This window comes from Opitutus sp. ER46 (assembly GCF_003054705.1).
Lineage (GTDB): Bacteria > Verrucomicrobiota > Verrucomicrobiia > Opitutales > Opitutaceae > ER46.
The window spans coordinates 569,920-595,476 of record NZ_QAYX01000023.1 but is presented as its reverse complement, the minus strand read 5'-3'; the positions used below and the strand labels follow the sequence as shown (position 1 = coordinate 595,476).

The following is a 25,557-nucleotide window of genomic DNA, read 5'->3' as shown; positions in this document are numbered from 1 at the left end:
AGTGAGAGTGAGAGTGAGAGTGAACGTGGGTGACGGAAGGGATGAAGGACGGAAGCAGGCGAGGAGGGCGGGGAAAGGGCGGTCAGGCGAGGCGGCGGAGGGCGTCGGCAACACGGAGGCGCATGGCCTGGAGCGCGGGGAAGAAGCCGGTGACTAGGCCGAGGGCGAGGCTGAGCAGGACGCCGAGCAGGAGGTCGCGCGTCGGGAACGCAAACATCGGCAGCATGCCGCCGGTGGGATCGCCGTTGGCCGTCACGAGCGCGGCGAGCCCGAGTCCGCCGCAGCCGCCCACGAGCGCGAGGCAGCAGGACTCCGCGAGGACGAGGGCGACGACCTGGCCGTTCGTGAAGCCGATCGCCTTGAGCACGCCCAACTCGCCGGTACGCTCGCGCACGGCCTGCGACATCGTGTTTCCGGTGACGAGGAGGATGGTGAAAAAGACGGCCCCGAGGATCGACGCGGTGATGAGGGCGATGTCGCCGATCTGGCTCGCCCACCCCTGGATGAACGCGCCCTCCGGCTCGGTCTTCGTCTCAGCCGGAGAATTCTCGAATTCGGCGTCGACCCGCTGGGCGACGGCGGCGGCCTGCGCCGGGTCCTCGATCTTGATGGCGTACCAGCCGACCCAGCCGCGGATCTGCTCCGGCCGCGACTCGTTGAAGTAGTCGTACCGGAAAAACATGCTGGTCGTGTCCGTGTTCTTCTCCCGGCCGTCGTAGATGCCGACGAGGTCGAACTGCCACTGGTGGGTGCCGTCGGCGTTTCGCCAGATGGGGGCCGTGAGCGGGATGCGATCGCCGACTTTCCAGCCGAACCGCTCGGCCGTCTTGCGGCCCACGATCGCGCCGGTGCGGGTGCGCCGCCACGTGGCCAGTTGCTCCGGCGCCAGAACGATCTCGGGGTTCATGGCAACGAATTCATCCGGGATCACCGGCTGCTGCATGAAAAAGTTCTTCGGGTCCTGATAGATGCCGCCAAACCAGGTATAGTGGGTGGCCAGCGCCACGCCGGGGATCCGCTGCATGCGCGCCTGGTAGCTCTCCGGCAGCAACTGGATGATCGAGACCTTGTGGCGCACGATAAGCCGGCTGGCGCCGGCGAGCGTCACGCCGCCGAGCAGGCCCTGCTTGATCGCAGCGAGCAGCCCGAACAGCAGGAACGCCACGACGATCGACAGCAGCGTGAGGCCGGTGCGGAGCTTGTGCCGCTTCAGGTTGGCCCAGACGAGGTGCGCGTACATGGCGTGGTGATACGGGCGGCGGCGGAGCGAAGGCGGCGGGGCACGGCGGCCTACACCCCCGGGGTGGCCTCGATTTGGCCCTTGTTGAGGTACACGGTGCGCGACGCACGGGCCGATGCATGCGGGTCGTGCGTCACCATGATGATCGTCTTGCCGTGCTGGCGGCTGAGCGCCTGCAGGAGGTCGAGCACCTCGTCCCCCGCCTTGCGGTCGAGGTCGCCGGTGGGCTCGTCGCACAACAACAGCGTCGGATCAGTGACGATCCCGCGGGCGATGCCCACGCGCTGCTGTTCGCCGCCCGAGAGCTCGCGGGGGAAGTGCGTCGCACGATGCGAGAGCCCCACGACCGCCAGCGCCGTGGCCACGTGCTTCCGCCGCTCGGCCCGGCCCAGGTGCGTGAGCAGGAGCGGGAGCTCGACGTTGCGCTCCGCGCTCAGGACCGGGAGGAGATTGTAGAGTTGGAAGACGAAACCGATGTGCCGCGCCCGCCAGCCGGCGAGCCGGTGATCCGAAAGCGTGTGCACGCTCTCCCCTGCGACCTCGACGACGCCCTGCGTCGGCCGGTCCAGTCCGCCGATCAGGTTCAGCAGCGTGCTCTTGCCCGAGCCCGACGGGCCCATCAGCGCCAGGAACTCGCCCGGCGCGACGGTGAGGTTCACGTCGCGCAGCACATGGATGTCCTCCGCGCCGCGGTGGAAGACCTTTTCGACGCCGGTCAGCCGGACGACGGCGTCGCCGGCAGTGAGGGGGGACGTGCTCATGGGGTGAGGAGATCGACGCGCGTGCCGTCGGTGAGGCCCGGAGGTGGACGAAGGATCACGCGTTCGCCGGCGGCGAGCCCGGCGGTCACCAGGGCGTCCTCGCCCTGCCCGGCCGCGACGGTGACGGCGCGGCGCTCGGCGACGCTGCCGCTCACCACCAGCACGACGGCGCGTCCGCCGTCGGAGATCACCGCCGCACGGGGCACGAGCACGCCGCGGCGGGCGGACGACGGACCGACGACGCCGGAGGCCGCTTCGCGGAAGCCCACCTTGGCACTCATTTCCGGCAGGATGCGCGGATCGAGGGCCTCAAAGCCGATGCGAACCCGAACGGTGGACTTGTTGCGGTCGGCGGTCGGGATGATCGCGACGACGTGGCACGGGATGCGCCACTCGGGATAGGCGTCGAGCGTGGCCTCGACCGGCTGACCGGCGCGGACGCGGTTGATGTAGCTCTCGTTGACGTCGATTTCGATCTCGAGGGACTGCATGTCGACGATCGTGCAGATGCCGGTGCGGGTGAAGCCCCCGGTCGACATCGGGGAGATCATTTCGCCCGGCTGGGCGTTCTTGGAGGTGACGGTGCCGGCGAACGGCGCGCGGATTTCCATATCGTCGAGCTGCTGCTGCCAGACCGCGGCGTTGCGCTCGGCGACGGCAAGTTCGGCCTGCTGCTGCTCGAGCCGGGCGCGCAACGCGTCGGTGGCCGCCTCCGCGCGATCAAGCTCGGCCTGGGCGGCAACGGCCTGCGTGCGCAACTGCCGCTGGCGCTTGAGATCGAGTTCCGCCTCGCGCAGGTGGGCGCGGGTTTCGCCCAACGCGGCCCGGGCGGCGTTTACCTGAGCCTGGGCCAGATCGAAGCTGGCGCGCACGTTGGTGTCGTCGAGCCGGGCGAGCACCTGGCCCTCGGTCACGGTCATGCCCTCCTCGATGAGGATACCGGCGACACGGCCGGTGACTTTGGAGGACACGGTCGCCTCGCGGCGGGCCACCACGTAGCCCGACGCGTTGAGGACAACGCCCGGGTCGGCGCTCGTGGCGGCCGCCTCGCGCGCGACAGCGACGCGGACCTCGACGGCGCGGCTGCGCGAATACCACCACGTGCCTCCCGCGACGAGGACCGCCGCGACGGCGGCGAGGGCAACAGGCAAAAGGGCCGAGCGGCGGCGCGGCGCATTCTCACGCGCAATGCGCAACCCATCCAGGTTCGGGAGCGGCTGGCTCATGGCAGGAGGCGATACCAGCCTCAGTCTGGCCCCAGTGACAAGCCAGGAGGAGCCAGGCCCGGACGCAGGTTCACGGGATCTGGCTCTGCCCACCTCTCCCGCCCGCGCCGCCGCGAGCCGCTAGAAGTCCTGCAGGTCGGATTCGAGCGGCCCGCGCTGCGGCTCGAGCCGCGCAAGCACTTCGCCGGCGAGATAGATCGAGCCCGTGACAACGAGGGGGACCTCGAGCGGCACACCGGACAGGCAGAGGCCCGGAGCCGGAAAGATCCGCGCGATCTCGTCCCGCACCGCCCGCCCCCGCCACTCCGCCGGCAACAGCGCCTCGAGTGCCTCGAAGCCGCAGGCCCGGGACTGCGCGGGGACGACGAGATGCAGGGCGGAGGCGTGCCGGCCGAGCACTTCCAGCAAAGGCCGCGCGCGGGCGGCGCCCAGCACGCCCGTCACCACGACGGGCCGGTGGCCGGTCTCGCGCCGCAGCTCGGCCAGGTTGGCATCGAGCACCTGCGCGCCTTCCGCGTTGTGAGAAGTGTCGATCAGGACCCGACGACCGCCGACCTGCAGCGTTTGCCACCGGCCGGGCCAGTCGACCTGCAGCAACGCCGCGGCGATCACCTCCGGCGTGAGTCGCCAACGCGCGGGCAACTGGCGCGCCGCGAGGGTCGCGGTGGCCGCGTTCACCCGCTGGTAGTTGCCAGGCAGATTCGTCGTGGGATACGTCGCAAGGTCGGGTCCAAATTCCGCGGCGACCGACCCGACGGGGGCGCCCTGCGCGCGGGCGACGAGCCGCACTGCCTCCTCGGCCTCGGCGGGGAGGCGGCCGATCACGACCGGGCGCCCCGGCTTGATGATGCCCGCCTTCTCGCGCGCGATCGCCGCCAGCGTCGTGCCCAGGAAGTCACAGTGATCGAGGCCGATGGAGGTGATAACGCTGACCTCGGGCATCACGAGGTTGGTCGCGTCCAACCGGCCGCCCATGCCAACCTCCACCAGCGCGATGTCGCAACGTGCCTGGGCAAAATGCCGGAGCGCGAGGCCGGTCATGAACTCGAAATAGCTCGGCCCGGCGGACACACCGCCGGGCGCGACGAGCGCATCCACCGTCGGGCGCAATTCGTCCACGAGGCGGGCGAGTTCGGCGGCGCCGAGCGGCCGGCGGTCCACCTGCACGCGTTCGCCGAGCCGCACCAGATGCGGGGAGGTGTAAAGCCCGGTGTGCCAGCCGGCGTGCCGCAAGATCGCCTCGAGCATCGCCGCCACTGAACCCTTGCCGTTGGTCCCGGCGACATGGATCATGGGCAGGTCGCGCGGGAGACCACCGGCTGCGGCCAGGAACGCCTGCATGCGCTCGAGTCCCAGCGCCACGCCGCGCTGCTTCAGCCCGTGCAGGTACCGCCGCGTGTCGGCGTCGAGCGGCGGCTCCGGTGTGCTCATGCGGCTCAGCGCTCGGGCGCGCACCCGAGCTGCCACACGCCCGACTCGTCCGCCAGCGGCTGCGCGACCTGGGCGCGGAGGGCATCCCAAGCCGGCCGCTGGAAGGAAGGACGCGCGAGCAGCTCGCGCAGCGGCACGAGCACGAACGCGCGCTCGAACAGCCGCGGATGCGGCAGCGTCAGCCCCGGCGAAGCGCGCACCTCGCCCTCGTAAGCCAGCAGATCGAGGTCCAGCGTGCGGGGGCCCCAGCGCACGGAGCGCTCCCGACCAAACTCGGTTTCGATCGACTGCAGCATTTCGAGCAGCGTCTCCGGTGAAAGCGCGGTGGCAACGCCGGCCGCAAGGTTGAGAAAGCGGGGCTGGTCGGTGAGTCCGACGGGATCGGTTTCGAAGAGACCCGACATCTCCAAATTTAGGATACCGGGCATCGTGCGCAGCCGCTCCATGGCGTCGCAGAGGACGGCGGCGCGGTCGCCGAGGTTGGAGCCGGCGGACAACAGGGCCTGGCGGACGATCGGGCTCATCGGGCGGCCCCTCCCTGCTCCCGGCGGATCTTCACGCTCACCCCGGCAAACTGGAAATCGACCGGCGGCCGCGGCTTCACCACCTCGACCACGACCGCGTGCACCTCGGGAAACGCGGCGAGCAGCCGCCCCGCGATCTGCTCCGCCAGCGTCTCGATCAGGTGTTTCCGCGAGCCGCCGATGACATCGCGCACGACGCCCTGCACCTTGCGGTAATCGATGGCGTCCTCGATCCGGTCCGAGGCGCCCGCGCGGGCCGTCGACAGCTCGAGTTCCACGGTCGCGGAGAACGGCTGGTCGTTCTCCGCTTCGGCCGGCAGCACGCCATGTCGGGCCGAAAAGTGCATTTCACGCAGGATGAGTTTGTCCATCGGGGAGGAGGTGACGCGGGACCATAGCGGCCGGCGGTCCCGAATAAACGGGAAAGTGAGGAGTGAGAGTGAAAGTGACAGTGGGGACCTTCACGGCGATCGGGGTGGTTGAACGCCGGCCCTGACCTTTGGTCGTCCCCGCTCAGGAGACGTATCTCCGGAGTGGCTCGTCCGCTTCCGGCCTTGTCAGCGTGCGGCGCTCGGGTTTCGTCTCCCGGGCATGGCGCAATGGATGAGTCCGCATGGTCGTTCGCTGCCGGTCGTTGGCCGGCGGACGCTGGTCATGGGCATCCTGAATATGACGCCGGACTCGTTTTCCGACGGCGGCCAGCTGCGGGACCTCGACGCGGTGCTGGCGCGGGCGGAGGCAATGATTCTCGCGGGGGCCGACGTGCTCGACATTGGCGGCGAGTCGACGCGACCCGGCGGCGCGCCGGTCGCAGAGGCGGACGAGCGGGCGCGGGTGCTGCCGGCGATCGAGGCCATTCGGCGGCGGTTTCCCGCGGTGGCGATGTCGGTTGACACGTTCAAGCCCACGGTCGCCGCCGCGGCCATCGAGGCGGGCGCGGACATCGTGAACGACGTCTGGGGATTCACGCACGGGATGGAGGTCGCGACGCGCGCGCAGGCGATTGCGGCACTCGGAACCGGCGAGGTGATTCCAACCTGCGCCGCCTCCGCAATGGCAGCAGTCGTCGCGCGGCTGGGTTGTCCGGCGATTCTGATGCACAACCGGCCGGACCGGGAGTACCGCGCTTTCTGGCCCGACGTGCTGAACGACCTGCGGCTGAGCCTCGCGCTGGCGGAACGGGCCGGCGTGGCGGCGCATCAGCTCTGGCTGGACCCGGGATTCGGCTTCGCGAAGTCGCCGGCGCAAAACCTCGAGGTGATCAAGCACCTCGAGCGCATCGTCGCGCTCGGGTTTCCCGTGCTGGTAGGAACCTCGCGCAAGTCCACGCTCGGCAAGGTGCTGGGCGGCGCGGCGGTCGACGACCGGATGGAAGGATCGGCGGCGACGGCGGTGTGGGCGATCCAACGCGGGGCCGCCATGGTGCGCGTGCATGACGTTGCGACCATGAAGCGGATCGCGGTCGTAACCGACGCCATCGCCGCCGGCGAAGCGTGGAGTGAGGACGGAAGCCAGAAGCCGGAGGTCGGAAGCCGGAAGCCCGAGGCCAGAAGCCAGAAGCCTGAAGCCTGAAGCCAGCGGCCGGATGGCGGAAGTCGGAGGCCGGAGGACGGAATCCAGAGGCCAGAGGCCGGAAGCCAGAAGGCGGAGCGGGATGATCAGACAGATCGGTCGGATCTGTCGGATCTCAGCTCTCGATGGCTAGGCGACGCAGTCGCGGTCGCCTTTCGCGTCCTCGGCGCGGTCGCGGCTGGCCATGTGCACCTCGACGATGGAGCCGATGCGCAGCCATTCGTCGTAGTTTAGGAAGCTGGTCGCGCCGGCATCCAACGCCGCCTTTTCCCGATCGATGCCGGACACCATCACGATGGGCACATCGGGATCGACCTCGCGCAGCGCGCGCACGAGATCGGCGCCAGCGGTTTCAAAAGTGCGATGGGTGACGATGCAGGCGACGTCCTGCGTGCGCGCCATCTGGATCGCCTGCTCGGCATCCTCGCATTCGCGGATGACCGCCTGCGGAAACTTCCGGAGGAGGGTCTTCACCAGCAAGAACCGACTCTCGCGTTGGAAATCAACGACGAGGAAGATCGGGGCTGTGCCAGAGACGGACATTATACCGGGGAATACTGTGCCTCGGTTCGGTTGGCGGCTCCAGTAGGTTGACACCCCATGCCTGAGCGGGTGGCGGTCAGGGCCGCGAACGGAGCTCCGCCTCGACCTCAACGTCGAACTGCGCGCAGCTTCGCTCGATCAGCGCCCGCGTGCACGGCGCCACCTGCTGCCAGAGGCTGAACGCGACCTGGTAGTCTTCGGGGTCATCAAGTTGCGCGCAGCCGATGGCGATCAGCACGCCGACCCGGCGGCCGGCGGCGAGGAACTGCACCCCGCCCCCGTCGACGATCTCGGCGGCGTCGAACTCGAGGACATGACCGTCGTCGAGCCTATCACCATGCGCCGTGAACCAGAACACGCGGTGGGCATCGATCCACCGGAACGAGCCGACCAGGAAGGTGCGCGTCGGCGCGGGTCCGACCTGAAGCACGGCGCCACTCGCCGTGAGCCGGGAGGTCGTTGATTGCAGGGTAGTCATGAACGTGCTCGGTCTGGGGTCGTCTCCCCCTGCTCCCGGTCCAGGAGGGATGCGGCTGCCGACACGACCGCCCGCAGGCGGTTCCGCGCGGGATCCCAGGCGCCGCGGCAGGTGGAGGCTCCAACCCGGAAACCCGCGGGCAACACCTGCTTCCGCGCGGGGCAAATCCCACGGCAGTTTTCGCCGCGAATTTGCGGTGAGACGGAACATCACTGCCGCACTCGCAACGGTGAGGCGTGCCCGGCGATTGCCGGTGCACCTCTCTCATGAACAACCCGGGAAAATCACAACGTGTCTCCACTGTATCCACGATCAGCGTATCCGGAGAGCCAGAACACTCGTCGAAGGTCCGCGTGCTGCTGGTCGAGGATCATCCGATCACGCGCCAGGGACTGAAGGCGCTGGTCAACCAACAGCTCAACCTCGAAGTCTGCGGCGAAACCGATTCCGCCACCGATGCCGTGGAACTCGTGGCGCAACTGCGGCCCAATATCGTCGTCGCCGACGTGTCGCTGAAGAACGCGAGCGGCCTCGATCTCACCAAACTCCTGAAGGAGCGGTATCCCGAGCTCCCCGTCCTGGTCGTGTCGATGCACGACGAAGCGCTCTTCGCGGAGCGCGCGCTGCGCGCGGGCGCCATGGGTTACGTGATGAAGCAGGAGGCGGGGGAGAAGATCGTCACCGCGATCCAGCAGCTGATCCGCGGCGAGCTCTACCTCAGCAACAAGATGAAGGAGCGCGTGCTCCACCGCTTCGTCAGCAAGAAGAGCGACGGGATGGTGTTCGCGATGGATACGCTCAGCCACCGCGAGATGGAGGTGTTCCAGCTCATCGGCAACGGCTACAGCACGCGGCAGATCGCGGAGAAGCTGAACCTCAGCTCCAAGACGATCGATTCGTACCGCGAGCACCTGAAGCTCAAGCTCGGGCTGGATTCCGGGGCGGACCTGATGCGCCACGCGATCCAATGGGCGCGGGCCGAGGTCGCGGTCTGACGCCCGCGCTCGAAGCGGGAGCAGGACGCAACGACCGCCCGGCCACCCGCTCGGGTCGGAGGCGCGGCCCGCGCTTTAGGAAGCGGAGCGGCACGTCATACCGAGGGCGTCACCTTGCGCGAGAAGAAGCGCCGCCACGACAGGGCGAAGCCGGTGTAGACCAGGACAACCGCGCCGAGCGACGCCAGGCCGGCTATAAGTTGCCCGAGCCAGCCGAGCGCCTCGCCCGTATGCAGGAAACGCGTCCACGTGCGCACCTGGCGGGCGAGTTCCTGGTCGGCGAAGCCCTCGCGATGCAAGGCGCTGCCGGTGTACGGATCAAGTGACAGCGTGGTCGTGGCGGTGCGCGGCCAGGTGCCGGCCTCCTTGAGCGTGATCACGACCGCGCCGGTCGCGCCCGGGCCGCGCGACGAGCCAGCCTTCGACGCGGCGCTGCTATTGGCCTCGGCGCGCGACGGCCGCTCCCCTTCCATCCGGCGCGCAGGCCCCTCGCCCATGGCGCCTTCCGTCCGCGCCCCCATGCGGCCCGCGCCCTCGGCGCGGCTCCCGCCGGCACCCCGTTCCGGCTGTGCGCCGGGCAGGCGCAGCGTAAGCTGCTCCCAACGCGGATGGAGCTTTTCCACGGCGACGACGAGGGCGTTGTAGCCGAGACGTCGCGCGCCCTCGGGCGGCGCGGGCACCTGGATCTGCGGGGCGTTCGTGGCGGGTGGTCCGCCGCGCCCGGCCCCGGGCGCCGGCGGCTCGCTGCCCGTGAGCCGATAGATGGCGTCACCAGCCCAGTGATACGAGATGGGCAGGGCGGTTGCGGTGAGGACGATCAGCACGAGGACCGACCAGATGCCGATCGCGTTATGCCAGTTGAAGTCACGGGCCTTGCCATGCGCCCGCGGGTTCAGCAGCGCGATGGCGCGCAGAACGCGAACGCTCCACGCGCGCGGCCACCAGAGGTAGAGGCCGGTGAGTCCCAGCCCGAGAAAGGCCACGTTGCAGGCGCCGGTGATCGCCTTGCCAATGGCGCGACGCTCCTCGCCGGCGCCGAGCCAGCGATGCCACGCCGTCATCGTGCGCAGGAAGGCGCGGGTACGCGGGGCGGCGGCCTCGCGCACCTCGCCCGTATAGGGGTTGGCATACAAGGCAGTGGCGGCGCCGCCCCCGCCCCCCGGGCCGCGGCCGCCGGCGGTCAGCGCAATCGCGGCGGTGGGATCATTTGTGAGCACCACGTTGCTGATGCGGGCGTCGGGCCGCGCCGCGCGCACCTGGCGCAGCAACTCCTCGAGCGGCAGGGCCTGGGCGCCGGCCGGGACCTCGACCCGGCGCGCGTCGCGCTCGGCGTACGCGATGAGTTCCTTCTCGAAGGCGAGCGCCGCGCCAGTGAAGGACATGATGGCGATCACGACGCCGGCGATGACGCCACAGATGAGGTGCAACCAGAACAGGGTCTTGCGAAACATGGAGGCTGGAACGGACGTTGAGTGCGGGAGGAAAGAGTAGAACGACGAGTCGGGGAATGGACGCGGACGCAGCAGGAAAGTGAGACAAAAAGGTCCCGGCGGAGCGCGGCGCCCGCGGTCGCCCGAACGGTCGACCCTCAGCGGCAAGCTGCGCTCACGCCAGTTGCACGGCGCGAGGCGGCAGCGAACGTGAAGCGGACCTGGGCGAATGGCGGGATGCCACCGGCGGCGTCGGCGAACGCCGCGAGCGCCTCGTTCACCACCTCGTCGACTCGCGCACCGTTGCGCGGGAACGGAAGCGAACGCCAGGCGGCCGCGCGGTGCGGCCGCACCTCGACGCGAAGCGTCCGGTGGGCCCAACAGCGCACCCGGTAGAACGCGAGGTAATGCACGTCGCCCAGCAGGGCGCGGACGCGGAACAGTTGGTCGACGCAGGCCGCCGCATCGCGCCCCTTCTGCGCGAGCGTGCGCAAGTCGAGGACGGCATCGAAGCGGGCCGGCTCGCTGGGGTTAAGCTCCGCGAGCAAGGCGTCGAGCGTGTCGAGGCCATCGTGAAACGGACAAATGGAAGGCGAATGGGCCGGGCGAACGATGGGAGTGGAGAACAAGGCGGGCATTTGGCAGGCGAGCGAAACTCAGTCGCAGGGATCAGACTCAAAAAAAGCGCGCCGACAAACGGGCCGGCGCGCCGAGCGAGGCGTTACTTCAGGTAGCTCTTGAGCATCCAGGCCGTCTTCTGGTGCCACTGGATGCGGCCGATCGCGAGGTCCTGCGTCTCGAGGTCGTCGGCATTGCCGGCGGCGTCGCGGAGCGTGACCGCATCGGCGATCGCCTTCTCGTGGGCGACGACGAGAGCGGCGACGAAGTCCTTGGCCGCGGCCGGCGTCTTCAGCTCATCGATGCCAGACTCACTGGAAAAGTTGCGCAGTCCACCCATGGCGTAGGCATCGAGCGCGCGCACGCGTTCGGCGACCTCGTCGACGGCTGCGAAGAGCGACTCGTACTGTTCCTCGAAGGCCTTGTGCAGGGAGAAGAAGCCTTCGCCCTCCACGTTCCAGTGCGCGTAGTGGGTGTTCGCCATCAGCGCGTAGGAGTCGGCGAGGAGTTGGTTGAGTCCCTTGACGACGGACGAATCAGTGCGGGTTTTCGAGGTGGATTCAGTGGTAGTTTTCATAGTGCGGAAGTGAGACCTCACCGCCGGCGAGGCGTTGCGACGCACGGTGTTTCGCCGGACAAACGTCGTCACGGCGGGCAAGTGTCTCGTTAAGCGTACGCCGCACCATCACCAGGTTCGGGAAACCCGCAACGCGTAGGACCGGGGATTAACGGGGCTAAAGGCCACCCCCGTGGATCCGGCGAGGAGGTAGTACTCATTAGTGATGTTCTCGATGCTGAGCGCGAAGCGCCAGCCGCGGTAAACGTAGCCGAGTCCGGCATCGATCCGGTGGAAGCTCTCGAGCAGCAGCGGGTCGGGCGCGGTGGGCGTGCGGGACGCGGCCCAGCGCTCACTCTGCCAGATCACCCCCGCGCGGAAGCTCAGGCCCTCGAAGCGGCCCTGCGTGATGGCGTACCGCGAGTAGGCGCTCACGGCATGTCGCGGCGTCATCTCGGCCGGCGTGTCGGGCAACGCGGCCGTCGAGCCGCGATCGAACGCATCGATGTAGGCGTAGGTGAAGGTGGTGTCCCACGCCTTGATGGGGCTCACGGTGAACTCCGCCTCGACGCCGCGGGCTTTCCGGCCGTTGTCCATCTGGCGATAGAACCGGTTGCCGTTGGGGTTGAGCTCGTTGACCTGCGACTGCACGAGGACGCCGTTCAGCTCGGTGTCGAAAACGCTCAGGCTGGCGGCGACGAGTTCGTCCCAGAGGGCGGCCTTGGCGCCGACCTCGTAGTTCTCGCCTTCGATCGGATCGAAGGCGCCGGTGCGGCCGGTGACATCCTCATAAGTGGAATCGGGCAGCGAATAGCTGGTCGAGTAGCTGGCGTACACCGAGAGATTCTTGGTGAGCCGATGGAGCAGGGCGACGTTAGGGGTGAGCGAGCTCTTGCGATCAGGCGGTTCGGTCACGACGCCGGCCGGCGTGGTGGTGCGGCTGCGGTCGCGGGCGGTGCCGAAGCCGAGGGTGAGGACGGTGCGGCCGAAGAACTCGGTCTGGCTCTGCGCGTAGGCGTTGGCGGTGAAGGTGTCGGTGCGGTTGCCCGGGACGAGCGCAGGCGCGTTGGCGACGAGCGGCGCGGCGGCGACACCGGTGTAGATGTTCACCGGCGACTGGTCGGCGCCATTGCCGCTGGAGGCAGTCGTATTGAGATTGCGGCGACCATTGACGCCAAGCTGAAGGAGACTCTTGGCCCAGGCGGCCGGACGGAATTCGTAGGTCGTGGAGGCATCGAAGCTGGTGGTGCGGTAGGTGTTGGCAGCGCGCGAGTGGCGGCGCGACACGACCCAGGCGCGGGGATCGGCGGCGTTGGTTTGCCGCAGCGTGGCCGTGTTGAGCGCATAGGCGTCGTTGACGTAGTCGCGGTCGATGTAGCGGAAGCCAACGTTGGCCTTCCAGACAGAGGTCAGGTTGGCGGCGAGGTCGGCGCCCCAGGTTCGATTGGTGTCGACGCGGCCGCCGGCGACCAGGTTGACGCTGCGGGAGTTGACGTCGGCGAACGTGTAGTCGGTGCGACCGTCGGCGGTGGTGCGGGACGACGCGGGCGAGATCGTCGGGGCGCGCTGGGCGCGGTCTTCGCGGGTCCACTCGTAGCTCGGGGTGAGGTCGAAACGGCCGGCCGCGTCGAGCTTGTAGGAGAAGGCGAGCCGGTAGAACTGGTTGTCGTCGGCGGGAGACTCGGCGGCGAGCGCGCTGCGCTCGAGGCTGGCGAGGGCGCGATAGCGCAGGCGGGCGTCGGCGGTGACGGGCCCGGTGGTGTCGAGTTCGACCTCGTTGGACCAGCGATCGGCGAGCGGCACCTCACCACCGCCGAAGGTGCGGACGCGGGTCTCGATCGTGGTGCTGGCGACGTCGCGCGGCTTCTTGGAAACCAGGTTGATCATGCCGCCCGGGGAGCTGGTGGCGCCGTAGAGGAGACCGGCCGGGCCTTTGAGAATGCTCACCTGCTCGACGCCGAAGAGATTCGGACTGTAGCTGCCGCCGACGACGCGGCCGGCGAAGCCGTCGACGCGCCAGTCGTTCGGCACCATGCGGTAGCCGCGGGCATAGAAGTGGTAGCTCTCCTGGACGGCGCCGTTGGTGTTGAGACCGGGGACCCAGAAGAGCAGGTCGCCGCCGGTCTGGATGTCCTGCTCGCGGAGCCGGGAGGCGTCGAACACGGTGACGCTGCGCGGGGTGTCGAGGACGGTGGTCGACAGCTTGAGCGCGGTGGCATCGCTCGCCTGGGGGCGGGTGCCGACGACCTCGAATTTGGACAGGGCGACCACGTCGCGGTCGACGTCTTCGGCCTGCGCACGGAGCGGCAGGGCGAGGAGCAGCGAGAGGCCGGCCAGCAAGGCGGCGCGACCAGGAGACATGGGACTCAGGGTATGGGCTTTCATGAGGTAAGGAATGTGCGGCAGCTGTGGCTCGCGCCGGACGCGGAGGGCGGCGCGGGCCATTGGCCAGACAGTGACGGCACGGCCCGGCCGTGGGCGCAGAGCAAGGCTCCGGCGGACCAGGCGGCGGCAGGGGGGTGGCGCGGGAGGTTCGCGTCGGCGGCAGCAACCGGACCGGCGGAACGGGAAAGGAGAGCGGAACAGCGCGCTAGGCGCGCAACGGTAACGGAGGAAGGCAGGGCAACTTCGGAGCAGTCCGTTTCCGCGGTGAAGTTGCCGGAGGTGAAGGCGGCGACCGCGGTCGGTTGGACGTGGCGGGAGCGCGACGGGGGGCCAACGGCGAAGGGGAGTCGAAGGTGCGCGCAGGAAACAGGAACGAGGAGGGAATCGAGACCGGGTGGGAGGGGCGTCGCCACGGCGCGAAGACGCGGAGGCGGCGGGCAGACGGGAGCCGATGCAGGCGGAGCGTCCCCGGAGTACGAAGCGAGGATGCCGGCCAGGGTGTCGGGGGCAGACGGGGCAGACGCCAGGAGCCAGGCGCTGGCAAAAGCAGCCGGTGAGAGCCAGGGCGAGACGTAGCTGGGCACGACGGCGTACGAGGTTTGGTCACGGTCCGGCGCCCGGTCGACGACGCAGCCGGCGTCGTGCGCATCGGCGGCGAGACGGCTGGATTCTATCTCGGACTCCGTGCGGGCGAGCCCCGCCGCAGCGGCCAGCGCGATCAGCGCGGCGCACTGGGTCGATAGCAGGGAGCAGGCGCACGGGAACATGGCTGCATCTGTTAGCGAGACCTATTCTCACCTAGCAAGCTTCAATTAATCCTAGATGCATAAAAATCGCTACCTTTTAATCATATGGTATTTATGAAGAACAATGTCCACGCATGCCGTCGCGCACTAGAGACCTAATCTCACGAAATTGTGCTCGGCCGTGCAATCCTTGCGCGGATGGTGATCGCCAATACGGGCGGTCCCTACCCTGCCTAAAGGCTTCCCTAAGGTGGCCACCCGGGTGTTATGATTGCCCGCTATGTCTCCAGTCAGGTCAGTTGAACAGGACGCTGACACGTTGCCGGGCCAAGGGTCCGGCCTGCGCGTGGCGTGCTCGCATCCGGCGCGGCCGGATCGCGTCCCGGTCGGTCGCGGATGAGCGCGGCCAGAAATCAGGCCCATCACCATCGCGGGTTGGCGATGCTGTTGGCGGGATTGTCGGCCATCGGGCCGTTTTCGACCGACACCTACCTGCCCTCCTTTCGCGAGATTGGGAAGGAGTTCGCCGTGCCGCAGCTCGTGGTGCAGCAGACGCTGACTGCTTACATGGTCCCGTTTGCCGCGATGACGATCTGGCAGGGGGCGATCTCAGATGCGCTCGGACGCCGGCGGGTGACGTTGACGATGCTGGCACTTTTCTTCTGCGCCTCGATCGGCTGCATGTTTGCCTGGAACATCGGTGCGCTGCTGGCGTTTCGGGCGCTGCAGGGAATGACGGCCGGCGCGGGCATGGTGATCGGACGGGCGGTCGTCCGCGACGTGCTGGACGGGGCGGAGGCGCAGCGGCTGATGAGCCATGTGGCGATCATGTTCGCGCTGGCGCCGTCGCTCGGCCCGGTGGTGGGCGGATGGCTGCACGTGTGGTTTGGCTGGCGTTCGGTGTTCGCCTTCCTGGCGCTGTTCGCGGGCACGATGTGGTACGCCTGCTGGCGGGCGATGCCGGAGACGCTGCCACCGCACCTGCGGCAGCCGCTGCAGGCGAAGGCGCTCCTGCGCGGCTACGTGGACGCGCTGCGCTCGGTGCCCTTCGTGGCACTGGTGCTCGCGCTGACGCTGAACTTCTCGGCGAGCTTCGTGTACATCGTGTCGGCGCCGGCATTTCTGCTCGGCCACCTGCACCTGGCGGAAACGCAGTTCCTGTGGCTTTTTGCGCCGATCTCGCTCGGGATTCTTTTCGGCACCTGGATTTCGGCCCGACTGGCGGGGCGGGTCAGCCGCGGGCGCACGGTCGCATTCGGTTACTCGATCATGGGCGTGGCGGCGCTGGGCAACCTCGCCTTCAATACCCTGCACGCGCCCGCGCTGCCGTGGAGCATTGTGCCACTCGTGCTTTACCTGCTGGGCAACTCGATCGCCGTGCCTTCACTGACGCTCATGGCGCTGGACCTCTTTCCCACCCGCCGCGGGCTGGCGTCCTCGTGCCAGAGCTTCAGCCAGAGCTCGGGCAACGCGATCGTGACCGCGATCATCGCGCCACTCGCCTGGGGCACCGCGCTCAACCTTTCGATCGCGATGGCGACACTCCTGACGGGCGCGATGACGATCTACGTCGGATACTTGTTCATCCAGCGACGCAAACAGGCTGCAGCGGTGTAGGGCAGGTGCCGTAGGCCGACTATCTGGGATGCCGTATTCGCCTCAGCATTCGCATCTAAACACCTGATAATCAGGAATAAGCTTGGAGGCGCGGGTCGGAATCGAACCGACGCATAGAGGTTTTGCAGACCTCGGCCTTACCACTTGGCTACCGCGCCCTAACAAAGCCTGGGAAGCGGCGAAAGTGGCATTTACTGCAGACGCGTCAAGTAGAACGGCGGACAAGCTTCCGCCGGGCCGCCAACCGCGTCTCAGCCTGCCCGCTCAGCGCTCCCGGGTCGCGAGAAAGGCGGCGAGGTCGACGACGCGGACCGTGTGCTCGCGGACCTTCTCGCCCGCGACCTTCGTGCCGCGGTTGGGAATCGCCTTGGGGTCAAAGCCATCCGGATACAGCCGGTTCTGCACGACCACGGTGTCCTTCACCCGGTAAAACGTCCACGCCCGCGCGGCGGTGCGCTTGTCACCCGAAACCAGCAGCGCGGTGCGCTTGGTGTCGCCGAGCAACTTGCGCAGTTCGCGGTACCACGCGGTCTCCTGCTCCCCGGTGGGCTTCCCAGTCGGAACCTGAAAGGCGTCCGTGAACGAACCCGCCTGGATGCGGGCAAGGCGTTTGCGGCGATCGACAAACTGAAGGGTGAAGGCCATGGCGGGTAAGAGATCAGGGTGCGGACGACAGAGGCAGATATACGAGAAGACACCCGGCGCCCGCAAGTGGCGCTTTCGACCGCTGCCACCATCGTGCGGACGCGTGCCCCCGCCGCACCCGCGATCGCCCCAAAGTGCGCCGCCACGATGAACAGAAATTCATCTCCGGTTAAACCGGCATTCATCTCCCTGCGGTATCAAGGGGCATGTTCCCCCGGTTCGCCCTTCTGCTCGTCTGCCTCAGTCCCGGCGTCTTGCACGCCGGCGAACGTCCCCTCGCCATCGACTTCGCGCAGTCCCAGGTCGAGGTGCTCGTCAAAGCCACCGTCGATTCCTTCACGGGCCATCTGACTCGATTCGAGCCGATGATCACTGTCGGCGACGACGGGATGGTCTCGCATGCCCGGCTTGCGTTCCACTTCCGCGACGTCGACACCGGCAAGCCCAAGCGCGACGAGGCCATGCACGAGTGGCAGCACACGTCCGAACACCCCGACGGCGAGTTCATCCTCGGGTCGCTCCACGCCAACCCCGACCAGGGATTCACGGCGGCCGGCTGGCTGACATTCCACGGGGTGCGCCGCGAGCTCTCGTTCCCCGCGACGGTGACGAAGGACGGAACGCTCTACGCGATCGATGGCAACGCGGCCGTGGACACCCGCGAATACGGTCTGCCCATCATCCGGATGTTCGGCCTCCTCAAGGTCGACCCGGTCGTGCATGTGCGCTTCCACGTGCAGGGACGGCTCCCGGCCTCCGCCGCCACCGCCGCGGTTTCGCCATGAGCGCGCCCTCTCCCACCCTCGTGAACGTTGCGCCCCTTCAGCCCGCGCCAGCCCGGCCGGGCGGCGCAGATCTCCAGGCGCGTCTGGCCGCGGCGCTCGTCGAACATGCCCCGGTCAACCCGGCCACGGAGCCCCGGTTGCGCGCGGCGATTGGCATGCTTGCCGGCCGCCCGGGCAAGCTTGTGCGCGCCCAACTCGCGTATGCCACGGCCACGGCGCACGGCGTCGCCGCGCCCGTAGGTCTCCAACTCGCCGTCGCGGTCGAGTACTACCATCTGGCGTCCCTGATTCTTGACGATCTGCCCTGCATGGACGACGCGGCGGTGCGTCGGGGCCAGCCATGTGTTCACCGGGTGTACGGCGAAGCGACGGCCGTCCTCGCCGCGCTGGCCTTCATCAACCGGGCGTACGCCACGTTTGGCGAAGCCTTCGCCAGCTTTCCGCCCGCGGTGCGCCGGCGGGCGCACGCGGCCCTCGAGGCGAGCCTGGGGCCCAATGGGCTCGTCGGCGGGCAGGCGCGCGATCTCGGTTTTGCGCGCGGGCCGCGCACGACCCGCGAGGTCGGTCGGGTGGCGCTCGCCAAGACCGGGACCACCTTCCGCCTCGGGCTCGCGATTCCGGCCCTGCTGGCCCGCCCCAGCGCCGCCGAGCAGCACGCGCTGAACGCCTTGTGCACGCACTGGGCGCTCGCGTTCCAGGCCCTCGATGACCTGCAGGACGTGCTGGGCAACAGCGTGGACACCCAGAAGACCACGCAACGTGACCGCGCCCTGACCCGGCCCAACCTGGCCCTCGCCCTCGGAGTATCGGCATCCCGGGTACGCATCAACCGGCTGCTGACGCTCGCCGCGCGCCAGGTCGACCAGCTTGGGCGGCTCCGCCCGGCCTGGGGCTACCTGCACGGCTTTCAGCGCAGTTTTGCCGAAGCCGCCGCCCCGCTGGCGGGGAAACTCCGCCGGCTCGCCGCCTGAATCCGCATGCAAGTTCTCTCCCTCGTCTTCACCAACCTGCGCCGGCACCGCGGCCGCGCCCTGATCGGCACCGCCGGCATCGCCTTCGGCGTCGCCGCCATGCTCACGATCGTCGCGATCGTGACCGGCGCCATCGGGATGTTTCAACGGTTGCTCTCGAGCGACAGCCACTACCTGGTCTTTGAGCGCAACGTGTCGGACCTGTTCTTCAGCTCGGTCACCCGCGAGCAGGTCGCGGCCATCCGGGCCCGCCCCGAAGTCGAGTCCGCCCACCCGGTCCTGTTTGGCGTTGTCTCCGCTCCGGACCATCCGGTCATCACGTGCTTCGGCATCGAGCCGTCGGACCCGCGGTTGGCGCGGGCGAAGTGGCAGTCCGGCACGCCGGCGGCGTTCGGAGCGCGTGAGGACGAAGTGTATCTTGGCTCGCGCGCGGCCGAGTTCCTGCAGGCCCGCGCCGGTGAAACCATCGCGATCGGCCGCGGCCAGTTCCGCGTCGGCGGCGTGTTCCAGACCGAGAACGGATTCGAGGACGGCGGCGTCTTCATGCCGCTGGCGCAGGCGCAGGCATTCTTCCACCGCGGCGACGCCGCCTCGGTCGTCACGGTCAAGCTGCGCGACCGCCGCCGCGGCGACGCGTTCAAGGCCGGCATCACGACCGCAGAGCCGGGCGTGATCGCGCTCGAGAACCGCGAGTTCAACTCCACGTACAACAGCTTCAAGATTCTCAACTTCACGGCCTGGGCCGTCGGCATCTGCGCGTTCTGCCTCGGGGGGCTGGGCGTGGCGAACACGATGCTGCTGTCGGTCTTCACCCGGATCCGCGAAATCGCGGTCCTGCGGGTCTGCGGCTTTTCCCGCGCCCAGGTGGCCGGCCTCATCTTCGGAGAGGCCGCCTCGGTCGCGGCTGCCGGCGTGACCGCCGGCTTTGCCCTTGGCTTCGGGCTGCTCGCCGTGCTGCAGCGGCTCCCGCAGTTCCAGGGTTACGTCCGCTCCGGCATCGATGTGCCGGTGCTGCTGGGCATCATCGGCACGGCATTTGTGACCGCCGCGGCCGGCGCCCTCTATCCAGCCCGCTTCGCCGCGCGCATCGAGCCCGCCGAGGCCCTTCGCTATGAGTGAACCACGCCCGCTTCTCGTCCGCGCCCGCCACGTCTCCAAGAGTTACGATCGCGGTCGCATCGCGGTCCTGCGCGACGTCAGCCTTGATGTCCGGGCCGGCGAACTGGTCGCGTTGTGGGGCGCGTCGGGTTCCGGCAAAAGCACGCTCCTGCACCTCCTGGGCGGGCTCGACGTGCCGGACCGGGGCGAGCTTGCGGTGTGCGATCTCGATCCACGGCCGGAGGCCAACCGGATCGTGCTGCGGCGCCGGCGGCTGGGCTTTGTCTTTCAGCTGCACAACCTCATCCCCGACCTCACCGTGGCCGAGAACCTGCGGGTGCCGGCGCTCGCGATCGGCACGCCCCGGGCGGCCGCCACCGCGCGGCTCGAGCAGCTCGCCGGGCACCTCGGGATCGGTCATCGCCTCACCCATCGCATCCAGGACCTCTCCGGCGGCGAACGGCAACGCGCCGCGATCTGCCGGGCGCTGATGAACGCCCCGTCGCTCCTGCTGGCGGACGAGCCGACGGGCTCGCTCGACGAGGCCACGGGCGCGACGGTGTTCGGCTTGCTCCGCGACTTGGTCGAACGCGAGGGCATCGCGGTGGTGCTCGCCACCCACGAACGTCGTTTCGCCGAAGCGTGCCATCGGATCATTCGCGTCCGCGACGGCGGCCTCGACGAGATCGCCACATGAGTGCCGTGGTTGCGGCACCGCCCCCTTACGGTCGCACGGTCGCTCGGTACTGCCTGGGCTGGCTGGCGGCGGCCAACCTCGTCGGCGTCTGGCTCGCGCTGAGCCTGCTGTGGCCCGCGCTCGGCAACGCGCTTGCGCCGCTGACGTTCGGCCGCTGGGCGCCGCTGCATCTCGACTGGCAACTGTACGGCTGGTGCTCGCTGCCGCTCGTGGGCGCGCTGTTCGCCTGGTACCTCGATCCCGCGGATTCCAGGGCGACGCGCGATGCCCGGCTCGCGCTGTTCGTCTGGAGCCTGGCGCTCCTGCTCGGCGGCGCGTCGTGGCTCGCCGGCAACGTGAGTGGCAAGCTGTTCCTCGACTGGCACGGCTGGGCGCGCCCGCTGCTGCCCGCGGCCATGGTGGTGCTGTGGGGCGTGCTGGCGCGCCAAACCTGGCGGCGTTGGCCCATGCTCCCGCCGCTGGCCCGCGCCGGGCGGGCCGGTTTGCTCGCGCTGCTGGCAGTCGTGCCGGGCGTCCTCTTTCACACGCTGAGCCGGGACATCTATCAGCCGATCAACCCGGATAGCGGCGGGGCGACCGGCGCGGCGCTGCTCGGTTCAACCCTCGGGATCGTGGCCATCTTCATGCTCGTTCCCCTCTGGCTGGGGCTGCGCACCCGCCGCCCGGTCCGCTGGTTCTACGCCGTGCTCGGACTGGGTTGGCTCGTGTTTGCCACCGTGGATCGCGGCTACGTCTCCCACCACGTGCGCGGCACGGTGCTGACGCTGACGACCCTGTTTCTCTGGATTCCGCTCCTGCCGCTGTTCTGGCGTCACCACGCCTGGCCGGACTCCGCCCGCATCTGGCTCCGCGCCGCCGCGGTGTGGTGGGCGGTGCTGATCCTCACCGGCTGGATCACGTACCTGCCCGGGATCTCGGAGCGCCTCAAGTTCACCCACGCCATGGTCGGCCACGCTCACCTGGCAATGGCGGGCCTGGTGACCTGCGTCCACGCCGCCATCCTGACCGTGCTCACCGGCCGGCCCGCGCCGCGCGGCGTCTTCCTCGCCTGGCAGGCGGGCTGCGCCGTCTATGTTGGCTCAATGGTGGTGCTCGGCGTGCAGGAAGTCCCGCACATGGCCGAACTCTTTCGCAGTGAGCCCTGGACGCAGGCGTTGTTCGCGACCCGACTCGTCGCCGGGGCCAGCATGACGGCGGCCGCGATTCGCTGGTGGGTGGACGCCCTGGCACGATGACGCCGACGGCTCCAACTCCCCAGCACCCGGTTCGTTCCTGGTTTGCGGCGCTCGGGGCGATCACGGCGACGTACGTGTACTTCCTCATTTTCGCGGAGTTCGCGTTCCTGGAACTCGCGCGGGCGAGCGTCCCCGCGGCCGACCAGCTTCGTCTCATCCTCGCGGCTCTCTGCCTTGGCGGCATCTCCGGGGCGGTGCTGGCTGCCAGCCGCCGGTGGGCGGCCGCACGTGGCAACAGCAGCCTCGCCTGGGGCCTCCGCGCGGGCGCGGCCAGCGCGCTCCTGGCACTCGCGGTCTCCTCCTGGGCTGGACTGATCATCGCCGCCGCGGCGGTGGGGCTGTCGCTCGGGTTCGTGACCGTCGCGCTCGCCTCGGCCCTCCGCGCCGCCGCAGGTGAGCGGCGACTTGGGTTGTGCATCGGCGCCGGCACGGGGCTGGCCTACGCCACCTGCAACCTGCCGATCCTGTTTCAAGCCTCACCCACCACGCAGAGTCTCGTCGCCGCCTTGGTCGCGTTGCTCGCGTCCGCACTGCCGCGCTGGATGCAGGCGCCGGAGCCGCCTTCGCTCCCGGCCGAACGGAGCCGGAGCGGCGGAGTAATCCGCTGGATCGTCGTCCTGCTCGCGCTCGTGTGGATGGACTCGGCGGCGTTCTATGTCATCCAGCACACGCCCGCCCTGCGCGCGGCAACCTGGGGCACGTCCAACCTCCTGTGGGCGAATGCCGGGGTTCATTTCGCGGCGGCGGTGGTCGGGGGGATCCTGCTTGATCGTGGCGTTCGAATCGGCGTCGCCGCATCCGCCATGGCCCTCCTGGGTGTGGCGTGCCTGATCCTCGACGGCGTTTTGCCCGGGGCGAGTTTCGCCGGCTGGTGGTACACGGGGGGCGTCTCGCTCTACTCGACGCTGCTCGTCGACTTTCCCGCCCGCACGGGGCGGCGCGGCGTTGCGGCCGCGGTCTTTGCGGTTGCCGGATGGACCGGCTCCGCGCTCGGCGTCGGCATGGCGCAGGATCTGGATCGGGTGCCGACCGCCTTCGTCGTGGTCGCCGCAGCCGCGGTGGCGGCGGCATTGTGGCGGGCGAGGCAGGTTCGTTTCGGAGCATCCCTCGCCGCGATGGCGGTCGTTGTCCTGCTGTCGGCCGGCTGCGCCCGCGAATCGGCCTCGGCTGATCCCGTGGTGCGGGGCCGCGAAGTCTATATTTCCGAAGGCTGCATCCACTGCCACTCGCAGTACATCCGCCCCCGCGTGCGCACCGAGGTCGGCAATTGGGGGCCCGGCGTGCCTTTCCCGGAGTCGCTGGAGGCGGCGCCGCCCCTGTTCGGCACCCGCCGCCAGGGGCCAGATCTCTCGCAGGTAGGCAACCGTCGCTCGCCCGAATGGAACCGGCTGCACCTGATCTCGCCCGGCAGCGTGTCGGCCGGATCGCGGATGCCGTCCTATGCGGGGCTGTTCGCGGACGGCGATTCCCGCGGGGCCGACCTGATTGCGTACCTGGCGTCGCTCGGACGTGACACCGGTGAGGCTCGGGCCGCGCAGATCGCCGCGTGGGCCCCGGCCACCGCCGACGCACTGGCGCCGGCGGAGGCCCGCCGGCTTTTCCTGCGCCTGTGCACGGCCTGCCATGGCCCCGAAGGGCATGGCGACGGGCCGTTGGCGGGCCGCCTCAGTCTGCGTCCGCCCGACTGGCCCGCCGCGCCCTGGCGGCATGTCGTCGCTGGAGCCGACCCGGAACTGCAGGTGGCGCGGATCATCAAGTTCGGTCTGCCCGGTCTCCCGATGGCCGGACACGAATACCTCTCGGACCGGGAAGTGCTCGGTCTGGCACGTTACGTCCAAACGTTGCACCCGCCGCCCGCGCGCCGCTAGTTTCCGCCGCGCTGCAGCGATGAAGATTCTGATTATCGAGGACAACGACAAGGTGGGCCGCTTTGTGGAGCGCGCGCTCGTGGAGCAGGCGTATACCGTGCGCCTGGTCGGCACGGCGGCGGCGGCGCGCGACGCGCTGGCCGATTCGCCGTACGACGCCCTGATCCTCGACCTCAGTCTGCCGGACGGTGACGGCCTGGTGCTGCTGCGGGAGTGGCGCGCGAGCGGCTTTGACGAACCCGTGCTCATTCTCAGCGCGCGGGATGCGGTCGAAGACCGTATCCAGGGGCTCAACCTCGGCGCCGACGACTATCTGCCCAAGCCCTTCAGCGTCGACGAACTGATCGCGCGGGTTCGCTCGCTGCTCCGCCGCCAGGGCACGGCGCCGCGCGCCGTGATCCTGGAGCACCGCGGGGTGACGCTCGATCTTCTGGCGCGGACGGCGCAGCTGGACGGCCAGCCGATCGAGTTGACCAACCGGGAGTTCGCCCTCCTCGAGCTCTTCCTGCAAAACCCGCGGCGCGTGCTCACGCGCACGATGATCGCCGAGAAGATCTGGGACGCCTCCTACGATCTCGGGACGAACCTGATCGACGTGTACGTGCGCCGCCTCCGCCAGAAGTTCGATCGCCCCGGCGTGGAGCCGCTGATCCGGACGATCCGTGGCACCGGATACCAGCTCTCGTGAAATCCTTCACCCTCCGTCTCACCGTCCGCTTCGCCGTGCTGGTCACCCTCACGACCGCAGCCGTGCTGGCGGTCGGCGGGATGCTGCTCAATCACCAGGTCGTGCGCGGTCTGGAACTGCTCCATGAGGTCGAGGCGCAGGAACTCCGCGATCTGATCGGCGGAGATCCGGACATCGCGCCGGCCGCGCTCGCGGAACGCATCAAACGCGACTCCGACAACGACGCCGCGCTGTTCGTGATCCAGGTGCTCAACGGCGGCGGCAAGGTGGTGTTCCGTTCGGACAACCTGCGGGACACGGTGCTGCCCGTCGGCCACGCGCCGGAGCACCGGACGATTGCCCTCCCGGCGTTGGGCCGGGTGCATCTCTCTTCGTTCCCGTTCGGCACGTACCAGATCCAGATTGGGAGCCCGCTCGAGCCATCGGAGAGGTTGTTGCGGGACTACGTCCGCATCTCGGTCATGCTGGTGATCGCCGTGGGGCTCGCGAGCGTCGGCCTGGGCTACAACTTCAGCCGGGCCACGCTGCGGCCGATTCGCGCCATCGAAGAGACGGCGCGCCGGATTCGCGGTGACCGCCTGACCGAGCGCATTCCGGAACCGCCGGGCCACGACGAACTCGCGGCGCTGACCCGGTTGCTGAACCAGATGTTCGACCGCCTGCAGGAGTCCTTTGAACAGGTCCGGCAGTTCACGGCCGACGCCTCGCACGAGCTCAAGACGCCACTGGCGCTCATCCGCCTGAACGTCGAGAAGCTGCGGGGCGGGCGCACCACCGAGACCGAAAACGAAGCGGCGCTGGCCGACATCCTCGAGGAGATCGCCCGGTTGAACCAGGTCATCGAGAGCCTGCTGTTCCTGGCAAAATCGGAAAGCGGCGCGCTCAATCTTCCCCTGGTGCCGGTGGTGGTGCCGAAGCTGATGGCGGCATTTGCCGAAGATGCCGACGTGCTGGCCGAGGACCGCGGGGTGCGTTTCCACCTGGCGCGAAACGAGGAGGGCGAGATTCGCGGCGACGCCGACCTGCTGCGGCAAATGCTGCTCAACCTCGTGATCAATGCGATGTCGGTCTCGCCCCCGAACGGCGTGGTCACCCTCGAGTCCTTTGCCCTCGCAAACGGATGGTGCTTCGTGGTCGTGGACGAAGGCCCCGGGCTGCCGGAGGCGCAACTCGCGCGGGTCTTCCAGCGTTTCGTACGCTTTGACCATGGCGCCGCGGCGCCGAGGCCCCGCCCCGGCCATGGTCTGGGCCTGGCGATCTGCAAGGGGATCGTCGACCTGCACCGGGGCACGCTGCGGGCCGAAAACCGCACCGACCGGTCAGGCCTGCGGGTGATCGTGGAGCTGCCCCGGTAACCGGCTCGCTCACGCGGGAACGACGCCCCCGTGCGCCAGGATCCAGGGCGGGGCGCGCCCAGACCGCGCTTGCGGCAGGCACGGGCATTCGTC

Annotated in this window: 24 protein-coding genes and 1 tRNA gene; 11 read left to right on the top strand and 14 right to left on the bottom strand. The window is 69.0% G+C overall.

All coding sequences use genetic code 11. The annotated features are described in order from the left end of the window. Nucleotides 1–82 precede the first annotated feature (82 nt). From DB354_RS15330 to folB, 6 genes are all read right to left on the bottom strand, one after another. Complete coding sequence (locus DB354_RS15330) at nt 83–1,240, bottom strand: FtsX-like permease family protein (RefSeq protein ID WP_107836504.1); 1,158 nt, start codon at nt 1,238–1,240, stop codon at nt 83–85. A gap of 50 nt (nt 1,241–1,290) precedes the next feature. After that, a complete protein-coding gene (locus DB354_RS15325) occupies nt 1,291–2,001 on the bottom strand; it encodes an ABC transporter ATP-binding protein (protein WP_107836503.1) in 711 nt (236 codons plus the stop codon). Continuing rightward, entirely contained in the window at nt 1,998–3,227 is a 1,230-nt protein-coding gene (locus tag DB354_RS15320) for an efflux RND transporter periplasmic adaptor subunit (RefSeq protein ID WP_107836502.1), read from the bottom strand. The genes DB354_RS15325 and DB354_RS15320 overlap by 4 nt, the downstream gene beginning before the upstream one ends. 120 nt (nt 3,228–3,347) lie before the next feature. Beyond that, nucleotides 3,348–4,658: a folylpolyglutamate synthase/dihydrofolate synthase family protein gene (locus DB354_RS15315; RefSeq protein ID WP_107836501.1), complete on the bottom strand. Its 1,311-nt coding sequence runs from the start codon at nt 4,656–4,658 to the stop codon at nt 3,348–3,350. 5 nt (nt 4,659–4,663) lie between these two features. Continuing rightward, a complete protein-coding gene (folK, locus tag DB354_RS15310) occupies nt 4,664–5,182 on the bottom strand; it encodes a 2-amino-4-hydroxy-6-hydroxymethyldihydropteridine diphosphokinase (RefSeq protein WP_107836500.1) in 519 nt (172 codons plus the stop codon). Continuing rightward, entirely contained in the window at nt 5,179–5,553 is a 375-nt protein-coding gene (folB, locus tag DB354_RS15305; protein ID WP_107836499.1) for a dihydroneopterin aldolase, read from the bottom strand. Before folB ends, folK begins: the two co-directional genes overlap by 4 nt. A gap of 220 nt (nt 5,554–5,773) precedes the next feature. On the opposite strand from folB, the gene DB354_RS15300 reads away from it, so the two are divergent. Continuing rightward, on the top strand, nt 5,774–6,754 hold the full coding sequence (locus DB354_RS15300; RefSeq protein WP_107836498.1) for a dihydropteroate synthase: 981 nt from the start codon (nt 5,774–5,776) through the stop codon (nt 6,752–6,754). 129 nt (nt 6,755–6,883) lie between these two features. On the opposite strand, the gene DB354_RS15295 is transcribed toward DB354_RS15300, so the two are convergent. Together DB354_RS15295 and DB354_RS15290 are read right to left on the bottom strand one after the other, a co-directional pair. Then, entirely contained in the window at nt 6,884–7,297 is a 414-nt protein-coding gene (locus DB354_RS15295) for a response regulator (protein WP_107836497.1), read from the bottom strand. Between the two features lie 76 nt (nt 7,298–7,373). Beyond that, entirely contained in the window at nt 7,374–7,775 is a 402-nt protein-coding gene (locus DB354_RS15290; protein ID WP_146180273.1) for a hypothetical protein, read from the bottom strand. Between the two features lie 266 nt (nt 7,776–8,041). On the opposite strand from DB354_RS15290, the gene DB354_RS15285 reads away from it, so the two are divergent. After that, the gene (locus DB354_RS15285) at nt 8,042–8,770 is read left to right on the top strand and encodes a response regulator transcription factor (protein WP_107836495.1); all 729 of its coding nucleotides are present in this window, start codon (nt 8,042–8,044) and stop codon (nt 8,768–8,770) included. Between the two features lie 95 nt (nt 8,771–8,865). Here DB354_RS15285 and DB354_RS15280 read toward each other — a convergent pair whose 3' ends face one another. The 4 genes from DB354_RS15280 to DB354_RS15265 all read right to left on the bottom strand — a co-directional run bounded on the left by DB354_RS15280 (nt 8,866) and on the right by DB354_RS15265 (nt 13,735). Then, the gene (locus tag DB354_RS15280; protein ID WP_107836494.1) at nt 8,866–10,221 is read right to left on the bottom strand and encodes a PepSY-associated TM helix domain-containing protein; all 1,356 of its coding nucleotides are present in this window, start codon (nt 10,219–10,221) and stop codon (nt 8,866–8,868) included. Nucleotides 10,222–10,358: 137 nt separating this feature from the next. Then, complete coding sequence (locus DB354_RS22380) at nt 10,359–10,838, bottom strand: hypothetical protein (RefSeq protein ID WP_158277555.1); 480 nt, start codon at nt 10,836–10,838, stop codon at nt 10,359–10,361. 83 nt (nt 10,839–10,921) lie between these two features. Next, a complete protein-coding gene (locus DB354_RS15270; protein ID WP_107836492.1) occupies nt 10,922–11,395 on the bottom strand; it encodes a DNA starvation/stationary phase protection protein in 474 nt (157 codons plus the stop codon). Between the two features lie 108 nt (nt 11,396–11,503). Next, nucleotides 11,504–13,735 (bottom strand): TonB-dependent receptor, encoded by a 2,232-nt coding sequence (locus DB354_RS15265; protein WP_158277554.1) that lies wholly within the window; start codon nt 13,733–13,735, stop codon nt 11,504–11,506. 1,166 nt (nt 13,736–14,901) lie between these two features. On the opposite strand from DB354_RS15265, the gene DB354_RS15260 reads away from it, so the two are divergent. Continuing rightward, nucleotides 14,902–16,122 carry a multidrug effflux MFS transporter gene (locus DB354_RS15260; protein WP_107836490.1) on the top strand — a complete coding sequence of 407 codons (1,221 nt, stop codon included), beginning with the start codon at nt 14,902–14,904 and terminating at the stop codon, nt 16,120–16,122. A gap of 83 nt (nt 16,123–16,205) precedes the next feature. Here the strand turns inward: DB354_RS15260 and DB354_RS15255 are convergent. Together DB354_RS15255 and DB354_RS15250 are read right to left on the bottom strand one after the other, a co-directional pair. After that, a tRNA-Cys gene (locus tag DB354_RS15255) sits at nt 16,206–16,280 on the bottom strand. A gap of 106 nt (nt 16,281–16,386) precedes the next feature. Then, nucleotides 16,387–16,767 carry a hypothetical protein gene (locus DB354_RS15250; protein ID WP_107836489.1) on the bottom strand — a complete coding sequence of 127 codons (381 nt, stop codon included), beginning with the start codon at nt 16,765–16,767 and terminating at the stop codon, nt 16,387–16,389. 206 nt (nt 16,768–16,973) lie between these two features. Between DB354_RS15250 and DB354_RS15245 the strand changes: the two genes are divergently transcribed. From DB354_RS15245 to DB354_RS15210, 8 genes are read left to right on the top strand one after another with little or no spacing between them, the layout of a single operon-like run. Beyond that, nucleotides 16,974–17,552, top strand: a complete 579-nt coding sequence (locus DB354_RS15245) for a YceI family protein (protein ID WP_107836488.1) — start codon at nt 16,974–16,976, stop codon at nt 17,550–17,552. Beyond that, nucleotides 17,549–18,523 carry a polyprenyl synthetase family protein gene (locus DB354_RS15240; RefSeq protein WP_107836487.1) on the top strand — a complete coding sequence of 325 codons (975 nt, stop codon included), beginning with the start codon at nt 17,549–17,551 and terminating at the stop codon, nt 18,521–18,523. Before DB354_RS15245 ends, DB354_RS15240 begins: the two co-directional genes overlap by 4 nt. A gap of 6 nt (nt 18,524–18,529) precedes the next feature. Further along, the gene (locus DB354_RS15235) at nt 18,530–19,642 is read left to right on the top strand and encodes an ABC transporter permease (protein ID WP_107836486.1); all 1,113 of its coding nucleotides are present in this window, start codon (nt 18,530–18,532) and stop codon (nt 19,640–19,642) included. Further along, nucleotides 19,635–20,318, top strand: coding sequence for an ABC transporter ATP-binding protein (locus DB354_RS15230; RefSeq protein ID WP_107836485.1), 684 nt, complete (start codon nt 19,635–19,637; stop codon nt 20,316–20,318). Before DB354_RS15235 ends, DB354_RS15230 begins: the two co-directional genes overlap by 8 nt. Further along, nucleotides 20,315–21,553 carry a hypothetical protein gene (locus DB354_RS15225; protein WP_107836484.1) on the top strand — a complete coding sequence of 413 codons (1,239 nt, stop codon included), beginning with the start codon at nt 20,315–20,317 and terminating at the stop codon, nt 21,551–21,553. Before DB354_RS15230 ends, DB354_RS15225 begins: the two co-directional genes overlap by 4 nt. Further along, nucleotides 21,550–23,421 (top strand): cbb3-type cytochrome c oxidase subunit II, encoded by a 1,872-nt coding sequence (locus DB354_RS15220; protein ID WP_107836483.1) that lies wholly within the window; start codon nt 21,550–21,552, stop codon nt 23,419–23,421. The genes DB354_RS15225 and DB354_RS15220 overlap by 4 nt, the downstream gene beginning before the upstream one ends. Before the next feature lie 19 nt (nt 23,422–23,440). Next, on the top strand, nt 23,441–24,109 hold the full coding sequence (locus DB354_RS15215; RefSeq protein WP_107836482.1) for a response regulator transcription factor: 669 nt from the start codon (nt 23,441–23,443) through the stop codon (nt 24,107–24,109). Further along, entirely contained in the window at nt 24,106–25,464 is a 1,359-nt protein-coding gene (locus DB354_RS15210) for an ATP-binding protein (RefSeq protein WP_107836481.1), read from the top strand. Before DB354_RS15215 ends, DB354_RS15210 begins: the two co-directional genes overlap by 4 nt. The last annotated feature ends 93 nt before the right edge of the window (nt 25,465–25,557 follow it).

Bases quoted from the DNA above. Each gene is read 5' to 3' on its own strand.
- DB354_RS15215 (WP_107836482.1), top strand. From the start codon at position 23,441: ATGAAGATTCTGATTATCGAGGACAACGACAAGGTGGGCCGCTTTGTG.
- DB354_RS15320 (WP_107836502.1), bottom strand. From the start codon at position 3,227: ATGAGCCAGCCGCTCCCGAACCTGGATGGGTTGCGCATTGCGCGTGAG.
- DB354_RS15260 (WP_107836490.1), top strand. From the start codon at position 14,902: ATGAGCGCGGCCAGAAATCAGGCCCATCACCATCGCGGGTTGGCGATG.
- DB354_RS15325 (WP_107836503.1), bottom strand. From the start codon at position 2,001: ATGAGCACGTCCCCCCTCACTGCCGGCGACGCCGTCGTCCGGCTGACC.
- folB (WP_107836499.1), bottom strand. From the start codon at position 5,553: ATGGACAAACTCATCCTGCGTGAAATGCACTTTTCGGCCCGACATGGC.
- DB354_RS15280 (WP_107836494.1), bottom strand. From the start codon at position 10,221: ATGTTTCGCAAGACCCTGTTCTGGTTGCACCTCATCTGTGGCGTCATC.
- DB354_RS15285 (WP_107836495.1), top strand. From the start codon at position 8,042: ATGAACAACCCGGGAAAATCACAACGTGTCTCCACTGTATCCACGATC.
- DB354_RS15330 (WP_107836504.1), bottom strand. From the start codon at position 1,240: ATGTACGCGCACCTCGTCTGGGCCAACCTGAAGCGGCACAAGCTCCGC.
- DB354_RS15235 (WP_107836486.1), top strand. From the start codon at position 18,530: ATGCAAGTTCTCTCCCTCGTCTTCACCAACCTGCGCCGGCACCGCGGC.
- DB354_RS22380 (WP_158277555.1), bottom strand. From the start codon at position 10,838: ATGCCCGCCTTGTTCTCCACTCCCATCGTTCGCCCGGCCCATTCGCCT.
- folK (WP_107836500.1), bottom strand. From the start codon at position 5,182: ATGAGCCCGATCGTCCGCCAGGCCCTGTTGTCCGCCGGCTCCAACCTC.
- DB354_RS15230 (WP_107836485.1), top strand. From the start codon at position 19,635: ATGAGTGAACCACGCCCGCTTCTCGTCCGCGCCCGCCACGTCTCCAAG.
- DB354_RS15240 (WP_107836487.1), top strand. From the start codon at position 17,549: ATGAGCGCGCCCTCTCCCACCCTCGTGAACGTTGCGCCCCTTCAGCCC.
- DB354_RS15270 (WP_107836492.1), bottom strand. From the start codon at position 11,395: ATGAAAACTACCACTGAATCCACCTCGAAAACCCGCACTGATTCGTCC.
- DB354_RS15300 (WP_107836498.1), top strand. From the start codon at position 5,774: ATGGCGCAATGGATGAGTCCGCATGGTCGTTCGCTGCCGGTCGTTGGC.
- DB354_RS15245 (WP_107836488.1), top strand. From the start codon at position 16,974: ATGTTCCCCCGGTTCGCCCTTCTGCTCGTCTGCCTCAGTCCCGGCGTC.
- DB354_RS15290 (WP_146180273.1), bottom strand. From the start codon at position 7,775: ATGACTACCCTGCAATCAACGACCTCCCGGCTCACGGCGAGTGGCGCC.
- DB354_RS15225 (WP_107836484.1), top strand. From the start codon at position 20,315: ATGAGTGCCGTGGTTGCGGCACCGCCCCCTTACGGTCGCACGGTCGCT.
- DB354_RS15265 (WP_158277554.1), bottom strand. From the start codon at position 13,735: ATGTCTCCTGGTCGCGCCGCCTTGCTGGCCGGCCTCTCGCTGCTCCTC.
- DB354_RS15220 (WP_107836483.1), top strand. From the start codon at position 21,550: ATGACGCCGACGGCTCCAACTCCCCAGCACCCGGTTCGTTCCTGGTTT.
- DB354_RS15315 (WP_107836501.1), bottom strand. From the start codon at position 4,658: ATGAGCACACCGGAGCCGCCGCTCGACGCCGACACGCGGCGGTACCTG.
- DB354_RS15250 (WP_107836489.1), bottom strand. From the start codon at position 16,767: ATGGCCTTCACCCTTCAGTTTGTCGATCGCCGCAAACGCCTTGCCCGC.
- DB354_RS15295 (WP_107836497.1), bottom strand. From the start codon at position 7,297: ATGTCCGTCTCTGGCACAGCCCCGATCTTCCTCGTCGTTGATTTCCAA.